At 48.0% G+C, this 18,637-nt stretch carries 18 protein-coding genes and 1 tRNA gene; 12 read left to right on the forward strand and 7 right to left on the reverse strand.

Annotated elements, in window-relative coordinates:
- The first annotated feature begins 93 nt into the window (after positions 1-93).
- The 5 genes from DCC85_RS23745 (at position 94) to DCC85_RS17245 (ending at position 6,441) form a co-directional block, all read left to right on the forward strand.
- Positions 94-234, forward strand: coding sequence for a hypothetical protein (locus tag DCC85_RS23745; RefSeq protein ID WP_442789549.1), 141 nt, complete (start codon positions 94-96; stop codon positions 232-234).
- A 538-nt stretch (positions 235-772) separates the two neighbouring features.
- Positions 773-2,518, forward strand: coding sequence for an ABC transporter ATP-binding protein (locus tag DCC85_RS17230; protein ID WP_108466683.1), 1,746 nt, complete (start codon positions 773-775; stop codon positions 2,516-2,518).
- Positions 2,511-4,325, forward strand: a complete 1,815-nt coding sequence (locus DCC85_RS17235; protein WP_108466684.1) for an ABC transporter ATP-binding protein — start codon at positions 2,511-2,513, stop codon at positions 4,323-4,325. The genes DCC85_RS17230 and DCC85_RS17235 overlap by 8 nt, the downstream gene beginning before the upstream one ends.
- Before the next feature lie 90 nt (positions 4,326-4,415).
- The gene (locus tag DCC85_RS17240) at positions 4,416-4,796 is read left to right on the forward strand and encodes a PilZ domain-containing protein (RefSeq protein WP_108466685.1); all 381 of its coding nucleotides are present in this window, start codon (positions 4,416-4,418) and stop codon (positions 4,794-4,796) included.
- 196 nt (positions 4,797-4,992) lie between these two features.
- Complete coding sequence (locus tag DCC85_RS17245) at positions 4,993-6,441, forward strand: esterase-like activity of phytase family protein (RefSeq protein WP_234414220.1); 1,449 nt, start codon at positions 4,993-4,995, stop codon at positions 6,439-6,441.
- Between the two features lie 284 nt (positions 6,442-6,725).
- Here DCC85_RS17245 and DCC85_RS17250 read toward each other — a convergent pair whose 3' ends face one another.
- Entirely contained in the window at positions 6,726-7,049 is a 324-nt protein-coding gene (locus DCC85_RS17250; RefSeq protein ID WP_108466686.1) for a YnfA family protein, read from the reverse strand.
- Positions 7,050-7,083: 34 nt separating this feature from the next.
- Entirely contained in the window at positions 7,084-7,578 is a 495-nt protein-coding gene (locus DCC85_RS17255) for a low molecular weight protein-tyrosine-phosphatase (RefSeq protein ID WP_108466687.1), read from the reverse strand.
- Positions 7,579-7,872: 294 nt separating this feature from the next.
- Between DCC85_RS17255 and DCC85_RS17260 the strand changes: the two genes are divergently transcribed.
- On the forward strand, positions 7,873-8,061 hold the full coding sequence (locus DCC85_RS17260; protein ID WP_108466688.1) for a hypothetical protein: 189 nt from the start codon (positions 7,873-7,875) through the stop codon (positions 8,059-8,061).
- Between the two features lie 104 nt (positions 8,062-8,165).
- Here DCC85_RS17260 and DCC85_RS17265 read toward each other — a convergent pair.
- From DCC85_RS17265 to DCC85_RS17280, 4 genes are all read right to left on the reverse strand, one after another.
- Positions 8,166-8,236, reverse strand: a tRNA-Gly gene (locus tag DCC85_RS17265).
- Between the two features lie 119 nt (positions 8,237-8,355).
- A complete protein-coding gene (locus DCC85_RS17270; protein ID WP_108466689.1) occupies positions 8,356-9,105 on the reverse strand; it encodes an amino acid ABC transporter ATP-binding protein in 750 nt (249 codons plus the stop codon).
- A 13-nt stretch (positions 9,106-9,118) separates the two neighbouring features.
- Positions 9,119-9,787 (reverse strand): amino acid ABC transporter permease, encoded by a 669-nt coding sequence (locus DCC85_RS17275; RefSeq protein WP_108466690.1) that lies wholly within the window; start codon positions 9,785-9,787, stop codon positions 9,119-9,121.
- 33 nt (positions 9,788-9,820) lie between these two features.
- Positions 9,821-10,651, reverse strand: coding sequence for an amino acid ABC transporter substrate-binding protein (locus DCC85_RS17280; RefSeq protein WP_108466691.1), 831 nt, complete (start codon positions 10,649-10,651; stop codon positions 9,821-9,823).
- Between the two features lie 182 nt (positions 10,652-10,833).
- Here DCC85_RS17280 and DCC85_RS17285 point away from each other — a divergent pair, with 182 nt between their 5' ends.
- The 6 genes from DCC85_RS17285 to DCC85_RS17310 are packed head-to-tail and all read left to right on the forward strand — an operon-like array spanning position 10,834 to position 16,789.
- Complete coding sequence (locus DCC85_RS17285) at positions 10,834-12,432, forward strand: ABC transporter substrate-binding protein (RefSeq protein WP_108466692.1); 1,599 nt, start codon at positions 10,834-10,836, stop codon at positions 12,430-12,432.
- A gap of 60 nt (positions 12,433-12,492) precedes the next feature.
- Positions 12,493-13,443 (forward strand): ABC transporter permease, encoded by a 951-nt coding sequence (locus tag DCC85_RS17290; protein ID WP_108466693.1) that lies wholly within the window; start codon positions 12,493-12,495, stop codon positions 13,441-13,443.
- Between the two features lie 7 nt (positions 13,444-13,450).
- Entirely contained in the window at positions 13,451-14,296 is an 846-nt protein-coding gene (locus tag DCC85_RS17295) for an ABC transporter permease (RefSeq protein ID WP_108466694.1), read from the forward strand.
- 45 nt (positions 14,297-14,341) lie between these two features.
- Positions 14,342-15,358 (forward strand): ABC transporter ATP-binding protein, encoded by a 1,017-nt coding sequence (locus DCC85_RS17300; RefSeq protein WP_108466695.1) that lies wholly within the window; start codon positions 14,342-14,344, stop codon positions 15,356-15,358.
- A complete protein-coding gene (locus DCC85_RS17305) occupies positions 15,348-16,325 on the forward strand; it encodes an ABC transporter ATP-binding protein (RefSeq protein WP_159081916.1) in 978 nt (325 codons plus the stop codon). The genes DCC85_RS17300 and DCC85_RS17305 overlap by 11 nt, the downstream gene beginning before the upstream one ends.
- A 20-nt stretch (positions 16,326-16,345) precedes the next feature.
- A complete protein-coding gene (locus DCC85_RS17310) occupies positions 16,346-16,789 on the forward strand; it encodes a hypothetical protein (RefSeq protein ID WP_108466697.1) in 444 nt (147 codons plus the stop codon).
- A 165-nt stretch (positions 16,790-16,954) separates the two neighbouring features.
- On the opposite strand, the gene DCC85_RS23190 is transcribed toward DCC85_RS17310, so the two are convergent.
- On the reverse strand, positions 16,955-18,313 hold the full coding sequence (locus tag DCC85_RS23190) for a RidA family protein (protein ID WP_199909935.1): 1,359 nt from the start codon (positions 18,311-18,313) through the stop codon (positions 16,955-16,957).
- Positions 18,314-18,637 lie beyond the last annotated feature (324 nt).

The raw sequence follows: 18,637 nt of genomic DNA on the forward strand, positions 1-18,637 counted from the left end.
TCGGAAGTCCCTCTTGCATGTTCCTCATTCAGAACTCTACATATTCGCCAACAAAAATATATTCGTCCTCATCTTCTTGCAGTCGTCAAAAATGTGTTTGCTTGGTTTTTAGAAGGATTGAGCAAAAATGCAATTGTCCGTAGACTAAACGACAGCGGCGTTTTATGCCCGTCCCCAAGCGTCTCTCCGGGCACCTTTCTGAGGATGGGGATAAGCACTGTCAGGCCCAGATAACCGTAAACGATAGAAGGGATCCCCACCAATAAGTCTAGAACCGGTCTCACAAGAGACTTCAGCCAACGCGGAAGAATTTCAGCGATCAGTATAGCCATCAAAATGGATACCTCCCGAAAGATCAAAATTGCGGTTTTACCAATAAAGAAAATGACCAGACCCAGGACAAAACATAGAATTAAAATGCTAATCAAAAAATAAATGCCGAACAAACGGTTCATCAGGCGAATCAGCGCATGAATAGCTGTACTCTTCTTCATCAGCTCACCCTTCTTTTCATAGCATACTGGTATTACGAAGTTCATTGTCATACAGAATTGTTAATGCAATTACAGAGTTTTATTGCGAATTGTAAAAAATTCCAAGTCCTCTGTGAAGTATAGGGATTTAGACACCTCGTGCACGAAAGCAAAATTAAATATGTTATATTTTATATAGGTAGGGAATATGGTTCGGTTTTGCGAAATTGCTGTTTAATAATTGAGGGAGGGAACGTGATACTAATATAATCAAACTTACTATACGGAGGATCCAGCCATTGAAACATGCAGAATTACTTACACTTTATATCAAAAAAAATTGGAGGCTGTATTTAACCGCAGTCCTTCTCATCATTACTTCTAATGTAGATCAGGCATTGCTTCCACAAGTGCTTGGCAGCGTTACGGACGGCCTGAAAGACGGTTCCCTGGGACGCTCTGGCATCATAAGCTACAGTCTGGCTTTGCTGGGAATTGCTATCTCCTACGCCGTTCTCTTCGGGCTAGGGCAATTTACTGTCATGCGGCTCGGAAGACGCTTCGAATATGAAACAAGGGGCAAAATCTTTGCGCAGTTCTCCCGGCTAAGTGAAGACTTCTTCTCCAAACAGGGTACAGGGAAATTACTAAGTTATGTGATGAACGATGTCACCTCCGTAAGGGAAGCTATTTCATTCGGTGTTACCCAGACAACCAATGCGCTCTTCCTGGTGACCTCCTGTATCCTGATGATGTTCCTCAGCGGCATTCCGCTTACGCTAATCGCTGTCAGCGTCTGTCCGCTTATTGCCATTCCCTCTCTTGTTACCTACTTCGGACCCCGTATCCGTAAACGTTCCATGGCTGTTCAGGAATCTCTAGCCACCATGACGGAATCGGCCGACGAACAAATCGGCGGTATCCGCGTGACGAAGACTTTTGCGATTGAGAAGACCGCACAATCACGCTTTGATCTTACAGTGGACGGCATCCGCTCTGCCCAGCTTCATCTAGTGCGTCTCTCCTCTTTATTTCAGGCCCTGCTCCCCTTTCTGGGAGCAATATCTCTAGTAATTTCCCTCCTTGTTGGAGGCTATATGACCATTCAGGGCAAGATGAGTCTAGGCAACTTCGTTGCGCTCACCCTCTATTTGAGAATACTGACAGGTCCTTTGCAGCAGATCGGAAACGTCATTAATATGATGCAGCGCTCCGGCGCATCCTTGGAGCGGGTCAACCGGCTGCTTGCCGAGGTTCCAGCTGTGAGAGATGCTGAGGGAGCAAAGCCGCTGGAGCAAATTGGGGATATTGTAGTCAGCGGACTAAACTTCTCCTATCCCGGGGCGGCAGAGCCGACACTTGAAGGGATTAGCTTTACTGTACCAGCCGGACATACGATTGGAATTATCGGCCGGACAGGCAGTGGCAAGACTACACTAGCCAAACTGATGCTGCGCATCTATGAACCCCCAGCTGACTCTATTAGGATGAATGGCCAGGATGTTAGGGCGGTTACGCTGGACAGCCTGCGTAGTAGCATCGGTTATGTCCCGCAGGATGGATTCCTGTTCAGCACCACCATTGCAGATAATATTGCGTTCAGCAACCGTTGTGCCCCTTTGGAGCAAGTGGAATATGCTGCACAGCAGGCTTTATTACTAGAGAGCATTAAATCATTTCCCGAAGGATTTGATACACCCCTTGGTGAGCGCGGGGTTACTTTGTCCGGCGGCCAGCGGCAGCGGGCCAGTCTCGCCCGCGGATGGATGAAACAGCCTGAGCTCCTGATTCTAGACGACAGCATGAGCGCTGTCGATGCGGTAACCGAAGCAGGTATCCTGGACAATCTGATTCAGGATCGCAGCGGCAAGACCACCCTCATTATTAGTCACCGTATCAGTACCGTTCGTCATGCCAATGAAATCCTTGTCCTGGATCAAGGGCGTATCGTCCAGCGAGGCAATCATCATGAGCTTATGGCAGAAACTGACGGTCTTTATGCGTCATTATATCGGATTCAACAGGAGGGGTTGCAGCATGACTGATCGCGAATCAGCCGTTGTGCATAAAGGTAAGGCGGGAAGTGATAAAGCTAAATCCGCTGATGCCTTCAAAGCAGTCTGGGCTTATGCGAAGCCCCACCGCATTACTTTTGTGGGAATTTTCCTCTGTGCGCTGCTCGGAATCTCGGCGGACTTACTTCAGCCTTACCTCGTCAAAGTCGCAATTGATGACCACTTGGCAGCAGGAAAGCAGACTCTTGGATTTCTAGTCATCATTGCCTCCGTGTATCTTGGAATTTCCATGATCAGCTTCTTATTCACTTGTCTGCAGAATAACCTGCTGCAGTACGCCGGCCAAAATATCGTCGCTAAAATACGCAAGGACTTGTTCCATCATATTTCCCGGCTGTCGATGTCCTATTTCGATAAAATCCATCGGGGCAGCCTTGTAACCAATGTATCCAGCGATACTGAAACGATCAGTCAGTTCTTCACTCAGGTCTTGCTCAGCCTGATTCGGGATGGAATGACCCTGATTCTGATCATTGTCTTTATGTTCCGGCTGGATACCACGCTTGCCTGGTATTCGCTGCTTGTTCTCCCAGTCATTGCACTGACAGCCTTCCTGTTCAGGAAATATTTGCGTGAAGCCTACCAGATCACGCGAAGCCGCTTATCCCGTCTCATTGGCTTCATTGCCGAGAATCTGTCCGGGATGGGACTGATTCAAGCCTTTCGCCAAGAAAAGGAGCAAACCCGGCGGTTCTCGGAGCAGAATCAGAGCTACTGGCAGGCTAACATGCGTGAGGTAAAAGCCAATGTACTGTTTAACCGAACATTTGACATTCTGGGGAATGTCGCCTTGGTGCTTGTCGTATGGCTTGGTGGTATGGCTGTATTCCACAAACAAATGGAAGTCGGCGTGCTCTACGCATTTACCAGTTATATTCGCCAATTCTTCCAGCCAATTAACCAAATTACGATGCAGTGGAATACCTTCCAGTCAACGATGGTCTCCATGGATCGGATCTGGAAGATCTTCAGCACCAAGCCCGACATCAAGGATCCGGAACCCGAAACAGCAGCTGAGCTTGATCCGCAGGAGGTTCAAGGCCGAATTGATTTCAACAATATTACCTTCGGTTATACCGCGTCCAGGCCGGTGATTCCCAAGCTTGATCTACATCTGGAGCCAGGTGAGATGGTGGGCATCGTGGGCACTACAGGGGCAGGTAAAAGTACGATGATCAGTCTTCTCAATCGTTTCTATGATGTTAATAAAGGGAGCATTGAAATTGACGGCGAGGATATCCGGGACATCCCTCAGCAGCAACTTCACCGGCTAGTTGGGCTCATTCAGCAGGAGCCTTATTTATTCTCAGGCAGCCTTCTCGATAATGTACGGTTGTTCCAGCAAGATATTTCCCGGGAAAAAGTCGCCCAGGCCTGCCGCTTTGTCGGCGCACACGATATGATCATGAAGCTGCCCAAGCAGTATGACACACCGCTGACAGAGAGAGGAAGCGGCCTGTCGGCAGGCGAACGCCAGCTGATCTCCTTTGCACGCATTGTAGTCTTCGAGCCTAAAATTTTAATTTTGGATGAGGCAACGGCGAATCTGGACTCACATACCGAGCAGTTGGTGCAGCAGGCATTGCAAAGTGTCTCCAGCGGGAGAACCACCATTGTGATTGCACACCGGCTTTCGACGGTTATGCATGCCGACCGCATTCTGGTCATGAAAAATGGCTATGCCGTAGAGCAGGGTACTCATGAAGAGCTAATAGCTATGCATGGCTACTACGAGCAATTGTATAACCACGCCCGCCAGGCTGCAGAAGAAGAATAATTTTTACAAAATCGGTGTTTTCCCTGTTCCTTTTGACACAGTATTTGGTTATAATTGGGCCTATATACCCAATCGCTGGAGGAACACCTTATGATGCAAACACGTAGAAAAGAACCCTTTCGTTATTCCATGGAAGAGCCGCTAGAATGCTGGATCGAGATCACTTCCATCGGGGATATCCAGGTGCCGGGTAAATTGGCGTCCGTAGAGCTTATGGATATCAGCAAGACTGGCTGTAAAATACGGACAGAGCTCGATCTCCACGCAAATGATCACAGAATTAAGGCTGTTATCCACTTCCAGCTCGAAGAAGAAATGTACAAGGTTCCTGGCGAAATACGTTGGCAAAGACAGCTGGAGCCGCCTTACGAGTATTATGGAATTCTGCTGTCCATGAGCGAAGATGACAAAGAACGTTTTAATGTAGAACTTAGAACGCTTGCTGCATTACGAAGAATCAAAGTGATGTAATAGAAGTTACGAGAACTTATATATAGCTGCTTCAAGCCAAGAAGGCGGGGCAGCTTTTTTTGTGTCTTATTTCATCCTAAGTTAATAAATTTTACATGACGCTGATTTTACGCGAACTCTACGTTAATACTGGATTCCTAAAATATATTGAAGTCTAATACATACATTTCTTCTATTTAGAAAGGGGTCTTCATTGTTGAGAACAAAATGGGTTGCATCCTTAGCCGCAGTAATGCTATCCAGTACCTCCTTATTTTCCCTGCATGCAGAGGCTGCATTACCGACGGTGCAGTACACGGTGAACGGGAAGTCCGTTCAGGTATCAACCTCCTCCATTGCCGAGGAGCAGCATCTATATTTACCTATCCGGGACGTAGCCAATTTGACCGAAAAATATGTAGACTGGGATGAAGCTAGCCGGACCGTATTTTTAACCGATAAACCCAAGCTCACAGGAAAATACACACTCCAGCAGCCTGATCTCGCTAAGGGCATTAAGTTCGGGCTGGGCTCTTCTCTTGTACATATTCCTGGGGATCCGGACAATATATTCTACTCCACCGGTGACCGTGGTCCTAATGGTGAAGTTGAAGTAGATGGAAAGACGCGCCGGACTTTCCCGCTGCCGGATTACACCCCAACCCTTTATAAAATTCAACTGGAGCAAGGACAGATCAAGATCTTGGAGACAATTCCCCTTAAGCTCTCAGGTAAGGACTCTGTAACCTCAAGTTCTAAAATTACAGGGCTGCCAAATATAAAAAGCCGGGATGAGATTCCTTATGATGCCGCCGCTAAGCAGCTGCTCTCCTATGATCCTTACGGTCTGGATACCGAAGGCTTAGCCTATAATCCGCAGGATGACACCTTCTGGATCTCGGATGAATATGGCCCATATCTCGTACAGGTCATGAGAGACGGAACATTGTTGCAGCGTTTGGCCCCTAAGGGGATTGGCGCAGAGCTTAAATCGCCAGAGCTGCCCCTGAAGGAAGTGCTGCCTGCCGTGTATTTGGACCGCCGTCAAAATCGCGGAGCCGAAGCGGTAAGCATTACCCCTGATGGCAAATGGATGTTCATGGCCATGCAGAGCCCGCTCCGGAATCCCGACAAATCGGTAGACAATTCCCGTACACTTCGCATTCTGAAGATTGAACTGGCCACGCTGAAGCCTGTAGCCGAATATGCGTATCTCTCTGAAGATGCTGGCAAGTTCAAGGATCTGAAGCAGTCTGACATTGTGATCTCGGATCTCTATGCCTTGGACGAACATACGCTGCTGATTGATGAGCGGGACAAGAATGCAGGAGATAAAGCGCAACTGAAGCGAATCTATGCTACAGATCTATCTAACGCTACCAATATTTTGGGACAGTACGACAGCAGCAGCTTACATGGGGGCAAAACGCTGGAGCAGCTTAGTTCTGCAGAGCTTCAGCAAGCAGGCATCAAGTCTCCGGTCAAACGCACTGTACTGGATGCGGTAGAATTCGGATATCCTCACGAAAAAATTGAAGGGATTTCTCTGGTGAACGGCCGCACACTTGTTATTGTTAACGACAATGATTTTGGAGTGAACGATCCAGATTCCAAAGAGAATGGAACCGACCTCTGGACCTTTGAATTACCCTACGAGCTTAAATAATGAGAAAGCAAAAGGTGCCTCTCCTACTAGGAGAAGCACCTTTTGCTTATACCTTCAATAGCTGATCCAGCCCTTAGCTCCCTCTACTGAAGATAATTAATAGGCATATTCCAAGAACTACTATGGTAAAACAAATACTTATAAAATGAGATTCTTCGGATGTTGCCCGTCACAATAATAATGGTAGAGAGTACAAAAACCACAAAATCCCCTCCCCAGCTTTCATTAAACCACATAGAAACCTTGTTGCTCTTGGCCTAATAATGACCGATCATCGCTTTAGCTCAGCTGCGTGGATACAGCATAATGCCTACGCCTGCTAGGCAAACCAATCCTCCGAGCAGATCATATAAATCCGGAGTCTTCTTATCAATCAGCCAGCCCCATGCAATGGACAAGACGATAAAAATACCGCCATAAGCTGCATAGACACGACCAAATGAGGAAAAGGATTGCAGTGCAGCAATGACCCCGTAAAGTATAAGGGCAAATGCGCCAAGCAAGCCGATATATAAAGACCTGCCCTCACGAAGCCACTGCCATACCAAATAACCCCCACCGATTTCAGCAAGACCGGCCAGGATAAAGATCAAAATCGCTTTAGTCATTAGTCTTCTCCTGAAGCTCCGGCACTGTATCTGCTCACGCCAATACTTCCTTGCGTTCCCGCCGGATATGTTCAAGTAAAGCTCGGCAGCCCTTCCCTACGAGCTCATAAACCTCTTCAAAATTCCCAGTATAATAAGGGTCGGGAACATTCTTATTCGGAGCATCCGCTACTAGATCAAGCAGCTTGATCATTTTAACGCCGGTTCCTCGCATCAGCTTGTTCAAATTGCTGACATTCGAATCGTCCATGGCAATCACATAGTCAAAGTCCGTGAAGTCCTGCTCCGCTACCTGTCTCGCCAACATCCCCTCATAAGAAATGCCATACTGATCCAATATTCCGCGCGTACCCTGATGCGGTGGCTTTCCTGTGTGCCAATCGCCTGTTCCGGCAGAGTCTATTTTGAAATAAGAAGCTAGTCCTTCCTGCTGAACCAAGTGGCGAAATACAGCCTCAGCCATAGGAGACCGGCAAATATTCCCTAAACATACAAACAATACACCAACCTGGTTGGAATGTGCTGTCATTTATCTTCACCTCAGTTCCGATCGTACTATAGGTAGTATCTTGTGACAAGACAAATGGCGATCATAAATATGCTCCTACAAACCTCAGAGGACCCTTGGGAGCTTCACTTGAGTAACATAATAGGTAATCTCTTAGGAAAAAGATTTCAGTTTTGTTATATCTGCTTATATCTGTATACAGCGGTTTAAATGAATCTTAAGAAGAACTATCCGTCTTAGTAGGCTATAAAAGAAAAAGGGAATTTAACCGATGATAATATTAGCTTGTCCATTAAGTAAAAGGAGATAGACAAGATGAATAGAACGATCCTTCAAACCGCCATGGGAACCTCTTCCCAGGTTAACATACATCTCGTAAGCGGCGAATTTTTGTCCGGCACCTGCGAGAAAACCAATGACCCCAATACGATCAAAATCAAAACCAACAATTCAGAACAAATCATTCCTTATTGGACGATCAAGCGGGTAAAGATGATTCGATAGGTAGAATTCTGTTTGGGCTGGGAGGGATCAACCTTCCTTGGTGTGGAATTATATAGACAAAATCCCCCGCGGATCTTCCGCAGGGGATTTTGATCTAATCAATAAGCGGGTGAAGGGAATCGAACCCTCGCCTCAAGCTTGGGAAGCTGGCATTCTACCATTGAACTACACCCGCATAATCAGATAAATGCTTACTTTTTTATATTATGCCTGTAATAGCGAATTGTCAAATGGTTGTAAGTACAAGTAAAGAAGCCCATAACGGGCTCCTCTCATCTTCAGCAATCCTGTCAGTTACTCCACAGCAGTCAGCCGCTGTAGAAACTGCGCGGCTCGATCGCTCTTGGGGTGCTCCAGAACTTCCTCCGGAGTTCCTTCTTCAATAATCCGCCCGCCCTCCACAAGAATAACCCTGTCGGCAACGTTAGCCGCAAATCTCATCTCATGGGTCACCACAACCATGGTCATGCCTTCAGCAGCCAACTCCTTCATCACTCGGAGCACTTCTCCGACCAGCTCAGGGTCCAACGCTGAAGTCGGCTCATCGAAGAGCAGCACTTCCGGGTCTATAGCCATTGCCCGAGCGATCCCTACCCGCTGCTGCTGCCCCCCTGACAGCTGATGGGGATAACTGTCAGCCTTATCCTTTAGTCCTACCTTCGACAGAAGTTCCATGGAGCGCTGTCTGGCTTCAGTCCTTCTCTTCTTCTGGACGACAATTTGCGCTTCCATTACATTTTCTAAGGCTGTCTTATGCGGGAACAGATTATAAGATTGAAAAACCATCCCGGTCTGCTTGCGCAATGCAAGCACTTGGCTTGAAGCAGGTCTGGAGCCCTTATCGAAATTTACAGCAACACTACCTACCTGAAGTGAACCTGCTGTAGGTATTTCAAGCAGGTTCAGACAGCGAAGCAGTGTCGTCTTGCCTGAACCAGAAGGGCCGATAATTACAAGAACCTTCCCTTCTTCCAAAGTAAGATCAATACCTTTAAGCACTTCCAAGGAGCCAAACGATTTGTGTAAGTTCTGTATTTTAATCACAAACAAGGCCTCCTTATCTTGCCGAGTAGCGGGCCGTCCGCTTCTCCAAATTATTTTGCAGCCCGGAGAGCACCGTACTGAACAGCAAATAGAACAGGCCGGCTTCTGTATATAGAAGGAGCGGCTCATAGGTTGTCGCTACAATTTGCTGGGCTGTTCTAAACATCTCGACATAGGTAATCGTCGCTGCAAGCGAAGTATCCTTCACTAGACTGATGAATGAGTTCCCAAGCGGAGGGATCGAAACCCGGGCAGCCTGAGGGAGAATAATTCGCCGCAATGCCTGAATTCGGGTCATGCCCAAAGAATAAGCCGCCTCCCATTGTCCCTGTGGTATGGACGAAATAGCAGCTCGTACAATTTCAGATCCATAGGCCCCAACACTTAGCGTAAATCCGATAATAGCAGCCACCAAAGGATCCAGTGTGATGCCGACTGTCGGCAAGCCATAGAAAATAATAAACAGCTGCACAAGCAGCGGCGTTCCCCGGATCACCCACACATAGAATTTTGCTATCAGCTTTGGAACCGTCCAGCTGGACAGCCTGACAAGAGCAGTCATGACAGCAAGAATGAGACCAAGCGCGAAGGAAATCAAGGTCAGGGGAATTGTATAAGTTACCCCTGCTTTGAGCAGGGGCAGCAGAGAATCAAGAAATATTTGTATCTTGCGGTCATCCATCGTTCAGACATCCTTTGTACTCTGAATGGGTGCTTACTTGGACACGTCTGCTCCGAAATATTTGTCTGAAATCTTCAAGTACGTTCCATCACTCTTCATTTCAGCTAGTGCTTTGTTTACCGCTTGAACGAGATCATCCGAACCTTTGATGAACAGGGCTCCGTTCTGTGAGGCATCTGCTGATTCTGCAGCAACTTTGATCGGTGCATCCGGCTTCTGCTTCTTCAAATCCAGATAAGACAAGCTGTCGTTCACAGTCGCATCAATTCGACTTGACGTAAGCAGATCAATGGCTTGATTGAATCCTTCGACGCCTACAATTTCAGCCCCATTATCTTTAGCTATGGCCGTAAGGTTGCTTGTCAAGGATTGACCCGACTTCTTGCCCTTTAAATCCGCAAAGGACTTAATTTCATTATTATCTTTACGAACAATAAGCACGGCCTTAGACGTAATGTATGAATCTGAAAAGTCATACTTCTGCTTACGCTCGTCCGTAATAGCAACTTCATTAAATACAGTATCAAACCGCTTCGCATCAAGCCCTGCAAACATTCCGTCCCATTGGGTTTCAATAAATTCCGGCTTCACACCAAGTCGCTTGCTGACTTCCTGTGCGATTTCGACGTCAAAGCCAGTCAGTTTTCCATTGTTATCATGATACGTATAAGGAGCATAGGTTCCTTCTGTCCCAATGCGCAGCTTCCCGCTGGCTTTTACAGCTTCCAGAGCGCTTTGAGGCTTAGAGGTTTTCCCTTGATCGGTGCCTTGGGAATTGTTCTTAGCGTTATGATTCCCGCAGGCAGAAGCCAATAGGGCCATAATAACAAGCACCAAAGCCAGCACACTAAGTCTTTTTCTCATCTTCTAACCCCTCGCTGTTCATTTTTTTCTAGGTTACCCAATTTCGTTAAGGTTATTTAATGTAAAAAACGGTGTTGTATTCTGCAAATCCCGACAGAACAACTCCGAAAAACCATTGAATTCTCTTATTCCAATAGATATACTAGAAATTACACTACATAATGATGGGGGTACATAAGCAAATGAAAAGCAAGAAGCTAGGATTTACCGCAATTATTTTATTGATAATTGCTGTCCTCAGCGGATGCGGCAGCAGCAACAATACGGCTACATCCGGTAATACCAGCCAGGCGCCTGCAGACAGCGGCCAGCCTAAGGACGGCGGATCTCTAATCATCGCCATGCAGGACGATCCAAAAGCGTTAAACCCTCTTTACGCTGGAGATCGCATTACTTTAACCATAGATCAGTCGCTGTATGCGCCACTGTTCAATATTGACAATGGGAAGAAGACCTTTGTCCTCGCCGAGAGCGAAACGGTGTCCGATGACCATCTGACCTATACGATCAAGCTTCGTTCGGGTCTGAAATGGCATGACGGTCAGCCGATTACAGCGGATGACCTGGTGTTCTCTATTAACAGCATCCTGGATGAGAAGCAGCACAATCCATTCCGCAGCATGTATGTCTTTAATGGCAAGCCCGTCAAGGTTAACAAGGTCGACGACCTGACCGTAAACATTGTGCTGCCTGAAGTATCCGCTGCTTTTGACGGTGCTCTGGTACAGCTATTCCCTATCCCTGAGCATATCTTCAAGGGCGAGGCTGATATTGAGAAGAGTGCCAAGAACAACAATCCTGTAGGTTCTGGTCCTTTCAAATTTAAAGAGTATCGCCCAGGTGAGTATGTAACCTTGGAACGCTTTGATGATTATTTCGCAGGTAAAGCCCATCTGGACAGCGTCACTTACCGGATTGCCAAGGATCCTAATGCAGCTAACCTGGCATTGCAAAACGGAGAAATCCAAATGCGTATGGTAGACACACAAGACTATCAAAAGCTGAAGGATACCGGAAAGTTCAACATGTTGGTTTACCCAGAAGGCCGTCTGCAGTACATGGTGTTTAATCTGAATGTTCCGGCCCTGCAGGACGTTAAAGTCCGTCAGGCTATCGCATATGCACTGGACAAGAATGAGATGATCACGGCTTCCTATTCTTCTGCTGAATTTGCAGAACCAGCAGCCTCGATCCTTACACCAGATACGTTGTACCAGACTACAGATGTTGAGAAATACGATTATAACCTCGACAAAGCCAAACAACTGTTGAGCGAGGCAGGGGTCAGCAACCTGAAGCTGCGTCTGGCATCTGTAAATACCAACAAGCCGCAAGAAAGCCAAGCCTTGTATATTCAGCAAAAGCTTAAGGACGCTGGCATTGAGGTTGAACTTCTGCCGATGGATATAACTGCATTTGGCAATAAATCGCTCGACATGAACAACAAGGACTATGATCTGTCCCTTGGCGGATACATCATGGGCTATGAACCTGACGCTTACAAATCGCTGTACATGAGCAACGAGGCCTATAACTACTCTCATTATAAGAGCGCCGACTTCGACGCCTTGTGGAGTAAAGCCGCAGTGGAGACAGACGACACCAAACGTGCCGAACTGTATAAGCAGATCCAACAGACGGTAGCTAACGAAATGACGGTTTATCCGATCGCCTATACCCAAGGCATTGTGGCGATTGATAATTCCTATGGCGGTGTAGAAGAAGCTCTTCCTAAACCGGTCGTGATGCTTGAAGACTTGTCCAAGATTTATAAAAAGTAAACAGCAAACACAGTTAACGCCGGCCTTCTATGGCCGGCGTTGATTTAGGAGGGAAGCTTCTTGAAAAGCTATATTTTGCGGCGGGTACTGCAGGCCATTCCCCTGCTTTTTTTCATTTCTATCGTATCCTTTGCATTGATCAAGCTCGCTCCCGGCGATCCTGTCCTGTCCTTCGTGACCCCGAACATGAATGCTGAGGATGTCGAGCGGATCAGGCAGAACCTCGGGCTCGATAAGCCGGTTGTGATGCAGTACCTTCTGTGGTTAAAAAATGTATTCACCGGGGACCTCGGCTATTCCTTGATCAACCACCGTCCAGTCCTGACCCTGATTGTGGAACGATTACCGTCAACCATTGGCCTGATGGGCACCGCTCTGATTCTATCCTTGATCATTACCATTCCGCTAAGCATGTACGCTGGTTCGCGCAAGAACCGTCCGGTGGACAAAGTGCTGAGCCTGTTCTCTTATATTGGAATCTCGATTCCAAGCTTCTGGTTCGGGATTCTGCTCATCTATTTCTTCTCTTTCAAAATGCACTGGCTGCCTAGCATGGGGATGCGGACCATCGGGGTAGATTCGATCCTCGATATCATCAAGCACGGCATTCTGCCGGTAACGGTTCTGTGCTTTATGAACATCTCGGTTTATATGCGCTATGTGCGTTCCAGCACGATCAGTGAGTTAGAGGAAGATTACGTCCAGATTCAATATGCTTACGGCTCTTCCCGCAATACCATTCTGTGGCGCCACGTCTTCCGCAATGTGCTGCTGCCCGTGATTACAATCCTTGGTATGTCGCTGCCTGAACTGATTGCAGGTGCTTTTATTACGGAGTCTGTATTTTCATGGCCGGGAATGGGGTCGCTTGGAATCACTTCGGTTACCGGGCTTGATTATCCAGTCATTATGGGCATTACCATGCTGACCTCTGTAATGCTAGTCATCGGGAATTTGATTGCAGATATTCTATATGGCGTGGTAGATCCGCGCATTAAGACGACGGGGTGACTTTACTATGAATTCATTGAGATGGCGCACGATGATTGCGCAATTCAAACAGCAGAAGGCCGGAATAGCCGCGCTGATTGTCCTCGGCATCTTCGTTCTGGCAGCCTTGCTCGCATTCCTGGCCCCGAACGATCCCAATAAGATTGTCGTTATGGAGCGTTTGCAGGGCCCCAGTGCGGCTCACTGGTTCGGTACGGATGATTATGGTCGCGATTATTTTGCTAGAGCGCTATATGGCGGAAGAGTATCGCTAAGCGTCGGCTTTCTGTCCATGATTATTTCAGTTACACTTGGCACGGCTGTGGGGACAGTTGCTGGCTATTTTGGCGGTAAAATAGATAATTTACTCATGCGGATTGTAGATATCCTAATGTCTATCCCATCGTTCTTCCTGATGCTGATCCTGAACGCCTACCTCAGACCTGGGATCGGCACCATCGTGTTTATTATTGGCATCTTGAGCTGGATGAGTATTTCTCGGATTGTTCGCGCCGAGACGCTCTCTGTGAAACAGCGGGAGTATGTGCTGTATGCCAAGGTTTCCGGGCAGAGTACCTTCCGGATTATTACGAAGCATATTATTCCTAGTATTATGCCTACGATTATTGTGTCTGCTACCATTAACATCGCTTCTGCTATTTTGATGGAATCTTCATTAAGCTTCCTGGGGCTGGGCATCAAGCAGCCGAACTCCTCCTGGGGCAGCATGCTGAACGACGCTCAGGGCTTTATTAGCGACGCGCCTTACATGGCTATTTTTCCAGGCTTATTCATTCTATTAACCGTACTGTCCTTCAATTTCCTTGGAGATATCTTCCGCGTGGCCTTTGAACCGAAGGCGAACAAACGCTAAGGCTTGGAAGACGGCAGTATGATGGAGAAACCGGAGTGAACCGATTTGACTAAATTATTAGAAGTACAGAATCTGAAGACTTCATTCGCCACCCAAGCGGGGGAAGTTCAATCCGTCCGTGGCGTTGACTTTACCCTGCATCAAGGAGAGGTTATTGGAATTGTCGGAGAATCCGGCAGCGGCAAAAGTGTAACTGCCAAATCGATCATCGGACTGATCCGCCCTCCGGGCAAAATTACGGAAGGCCAAGTATTATTCCAAGGCAAAGACCTGTTAAGCCTCTCCGAAAAAGAGCTTCGGACCATCCGCGGGAACCGGATCTCTATGATCTTTCAGGACCCCATGACCTCTCTTAATCCCGTAATCCGGGTAGGCAAGCAGCTGACTGAGGTCATTCTGCGCCACCAGAAGGTGAGCAAGGCGGAAGCCAGAAAGCGGGCGATCCAGCTGCTGCGTGAGGTAGGCATTCCTTCGCCTGAGCAGCGGATCGATCAATACCCGCATGAATTCAGCGGCGGAATGCGCCAGCGGGTCATGATTGCCATGGCTCTCTCCTGCAGCCCTGAGCTGCTGATTGCCGATGAGCCGACGACCGCGCTTGACGTGACGATTCAGGCCCAAATTTTGGAGCTGATGAAGCAGCTCAAAGAGCAAACCCAGACGGCGATTATGCTAATTACCCATGACTTGGGCGTGGTGGCTCAAGTATGTACAAAGGTCATCGTGATGTATGGCGGGCTGATCATGGAAGAAGGCACAGTCGAGGAGATCTTCGAGCATCCTCTTCATCCGTACACACAAGGCTTGCTGGCCTCCATTCCCAAATCAGCAGCAGGCTCAAGAGAGCGCCTGACAGCCATTGAGGGCACGCCGCCCGACATGGTTGCGCCTCCTCCGGGCTGTCCCTTCATGGAACGCTGTCCTTACGCTGGCAGCATTTGTGCAAGCATGCCCGCCTATGTAGAGGCAGAAGCAGGCCACCGCTCCCTTTGCTGGATCGGACAGGATGTGGAAGGCAATGACACCAAGCCTATGAAAGGGGAGCATGGCTATGAACAATAAGCCTCTCTTGGAGGTCCGCGGGCTCAAGAAATATTTCCCGGCTACCGGAAATGCGCTCGGCAAAAAGAAAGGCCTGCTCAAGGCAGTCGATGATGTCAACTTTCACATCAACCAGGGTGAAACCTTTGGCCTTGTCGGCGAATCTGGCTGCGGCAAATCTACGACCGGACGAAGTATTGTCAGACTGTATGATGTAACTGACGGCTCTATTCTTTTTGACGGACAAGACGTGGCCCAGCTGAATGAACGTCAGCTCAAGCCATTCCGCAAGCGGATGCAGACGATCTTTCAAGACCCCTATTCCTCGCTGAATCCGGGCCTTACCGTAACACAGCTGATCAGTGAGCCGCTGGAGATTCACGGGTTCAGAAATAAGCAGGAGAACCGCGAAACAGTGCTGGAACTGCTGAACAAGGTTGGCCTAAAGAGCGAGCACGCGGATCGTTATCCGCATGAATTCAGCGGAGGCCAGCGGCAGCGGATCAGCATCGCCAGAGCGCTGTCCGTGAAGCCCGAATTCATCCTCTGTGATGAGCCTATATCGGCCCTTGACGTATCGGTCCAGGCACAGGTCGTCAATATGCTCGAAGATTTGCAGGCCGAATTCGGCCTTACCTATCTGTTCATCGCCCATGATCTGTCCATGGTACGTCATATCTCCGATCGGATCGGTGTCATGTACCTTGGGAAGCTGGTCGAGGTGGCTCCAAGCGACGAGCTCTACGAGCATCCGGCTCATCCATACACTGAAGCGCTGCTGGCTGCGATTCCCGTGCCGGATCCTAAAGTGCGAACCGCTTCCATCCCGCTGGCAACCGCAGAGCTGCCAAGTCCGCTGGATCATCTGCATGGCTGCAAATTCGCATCCAGATGCCCGTTCGCCTCAGACCGCTGCCGTCAGGAAGAACCTAAGTGGACCGAGATTGGCCCTGATCATTTCGTGGCCTGCCATCTGCATGATCAATAACAATTAAAGGAGTGCTAATCATGGAACAGGTTAAAATTTCTCAGCACACAGCTATTTTGCTTGAGCATGCCCGCAAATCCGGAATCGGTCAGACAGAGCTTCTTCAGGCGGTAAAGTCCAAGGATCTTTCTGCATTTGCAGCTGCGGAAGAGGAGCATTACGCCTACGGCGAGCTGTTCACTTATGCAGAACAGCATGGGGAGCAGCTGGAACAGGCTGTTCTTGAAGGATACCGCATCACCTTCAACACAAGAAATGGACTTAAAATTTGGCTGGAGGAAGCCTTTCATCTCCATTCCGAGACAGACTTTGAGGTGGGCGACGGCCGGATCGAGGGTGTGCGTCTGACCGAAGAACAATATGCCAAGCTGCAGAACTCCTTGGCCGCTAACTGGGCAATCGCTGAAACGAAAGAGATCCCAAGCGGCATAGAAGTAACCTTAAGTATTCGTGCTCTATTGTAATTTTTTTCCTTATCCCTTACTAAAGAAGCCTGCGGCAGCCGCCGCAGGCTTCTTTGCCTTAGCTCGCCGCAATTTCTTTTCTCATAGCCAAGAGCCAAAAACAAAAAAGAAGAGCCTAACGGCTCTCCCTCTAAATCTTCTAAATCCACTCTATCTATAATCTACTTATTTATCTTGCGGTGCGTAGAAAGTCCCCTCGACTTCCACAATATCGTCCTGATTGAGCCGATCCACTTCGATGATGGTACGAGGCGGATAAGGACCTGAGCCCCATAGCTCTTCCTGGATCTTGTTTACGATTGGACGGTATCTGTACATATCCGTTACGTAAACTACAAGGCGCGAAGCATCCTGCAAGGTTGCGCCCTCGGATTCTGCAATCAGCTTCATATTCAAGAAAGCTTGGCGAATTCGTCCCTCTTCATCGGCAACCAGCTTGTTCGTCTTCGGATCAATGCCGCGCATGCCAGCAACATAAATACTGTCACCTGCACGGGTTCCTAAATTCCAAGGACCTGTAGATTGAATGGCCCCAGCTGGAGATAGAGTCTTGACTCCATTCGGGGATACCGAAGCATCACTGCTTATACTGGTTGTTTTACCTTTTGGCGCGTAAAAAGTGCCTTCGACCTCAACGATGTCGTCCTGGTTAAGCCGGTCTACCTCAATAATCGTACGCGGCGGATAAGGACCTGAGCCCCATAGCTCCTCTTGAATCTTATTCACAATCGGGCGATATCTGTACATGTCAGTCACGTAAACTACGAGACGGGAGGCATCACGCAAAGATGCGCCTTCAGATTCTGCAATCAACTTCATGTTCAAGAAAGCTTGGCGGATACGTCCCTCTTCATCGGCAACCAGCTTGTTCGTCTTCGGATCAATGCCGCGCATGCCGGCAACATAAATATTGTCACCTGCTCTTGTGGCCAAATCCCAAGGTCCTGTAGATTGAATAGCGCCTTTAGGAGACAGGGTGACTACGCCATTCGAGGATACGTTATTGAACGTAATCAGCGGGGTAGTATTTTTCTTGGGCGCATAGAATGTGCCTTCAACCTCTACAATATCGTCCTGATTCAGACGATCCACTTCGATGATCGTACGCGGCGGGTAAGGGCCCGATCCCCATAGCTCCTCCTGAATCTTATTGACGATCGGGCGGTATCTGTACATATCCGTGACATACACAACCAGGCGCGTTGCATCACGCAGCGTAGCTCCCTCCGATGCAGCAACCTGCTGCATGTTCAGAAAGGCTTGACGAATCCGCCCCTCTTCATCGGCAACCAGCTTGTTTGTCTTAGGGTCAATCCCCCGCATGCCGGCAACATAAACAAAGTCACCTGACCGTACGCCGAGATCCCAGGGTCCTGTAGACTGGATAGCTCCCTCAGGATGCAAAGTCTTCACGCCATGTGGAGATAGCGCTTCAGCATTGGACGTCATGCTTACCGTACTGCCGACCAGCAGCACGCTAAACAGGCCCGCCGCCACTTTCAGGTACAACTTCCCTCTCTTCACGATGAACCTCTCCTTATGCAAATCTAATGGTGATACAAAATTAATCATAAATATACCAGTCTAGCTTTTTTATGTCAAAGACAGAAACAGGCCCTTTATCCTATAAATTTGAAGATGCTTCATAGAGATTTGGTTCTAAAAAACTAGTAATGAATCCAATTTACAGGAAAATAATGTGTTTCATCTTTGAAAAACATATGAATTTGCAAAAAAAAATAAAAAAATATATCACTTTATGGGAATTTAAGACTAAACATAATGGTCTAGATAACCGAAATAAAGAAGGTACTGTTTGATTTACGATATATTTTATATTTTCGCAAG

It is taken from the genome of Paenibacillus sp. CAA11 (genome assembly GCF_003060825.1).
Classification (GTDB): domain Bacteria; phylum Bacillota; class Bacilli; order Paenibacillales; family Paenibacillaceae; genus Fontibacillus.

Excerpts from the sequence above, each read along its gene's own strand:
- DCC85_RS17250 (WP_108466686.1), bottom strand. The coding sequence starts at position 7,049 with ATGACTAAAGCGATTTTGATCTTTATCCTGGCCGGTCTTGCTGAAATC.
- DCC85_RS17310 (WP_108466697.1), top strand. The coding sequence starts at position 16,346 with ATGGAACAGGTTAAAATTTCTCAGCACACAGCTATTTTGCTTGAGCAT.
- DCC85_RS17275 (WP_108466690.1), bottom strand. The coding sequence starts at position 9,787 with ATGGATGACCGCAAGATACAAATATTTCTTGATTCTCTGCTGCCCCTG.
- DCC85_RS17280 (WP_108466691.1), bottom strand. The coding sequence starts at position 10,651 with ATGAGAAAAAGACTTAGTGTGCTGGCTTTGGTGCTTGTTATTATGGCC.
- DCC85_RS17255 (WP_108466687.1), bottom strand. The coding sequence starts at position 7,578 with ATGACAGCACATTCCAACCAGGTTGGTGTATTGTTTGTATGTTTAGGG.
- DCC85_RS17305 (WP_159081916.1), top strand. The coding sequence starts at position 15,348 with ATGAACAATAAGCCTCTCTTGGAGGTCCGCGGGCTCAAGAAATATTTC.
- DCC85_RS17240 (WP_108466685.1), top strand. The coding sequence starts at position 4,416 with ATGATGCAAACACGTAGAAAAGAACCCTTTCGTTATTCCATGGAAGAG.
- DCC85_RS17235 (WP_108466684.1), top strand. The coding sequence starts at position 2,511 with ATGACTGATCGCGAATCAGCCGTTGTGCATAAAGGTAAGGCGGGAAGT.
- DCC85_RS17285 (WP_108466692.1), top strand. The coding sequence starts at position 10,834 with ATGAAAAGCAAGAAGCTAGGATTTACCGCAATTATTTTATTGATAATT.
- DCC85_RS17295 (WP_108466694.1), top strand. The coding sequence starts at position 13,451 with ATGAATTCATTGAGATGGCGCACGATGATTGCGCAATTCAAACAGCAG.
- DCC85_RS17260 (WP_108466688.1), top strand. The coding sequence starts at position 7,873 with ATGAATAGAACGATCCTTCAAACCGCCATGGGAACCTCTTCCCAGGTT.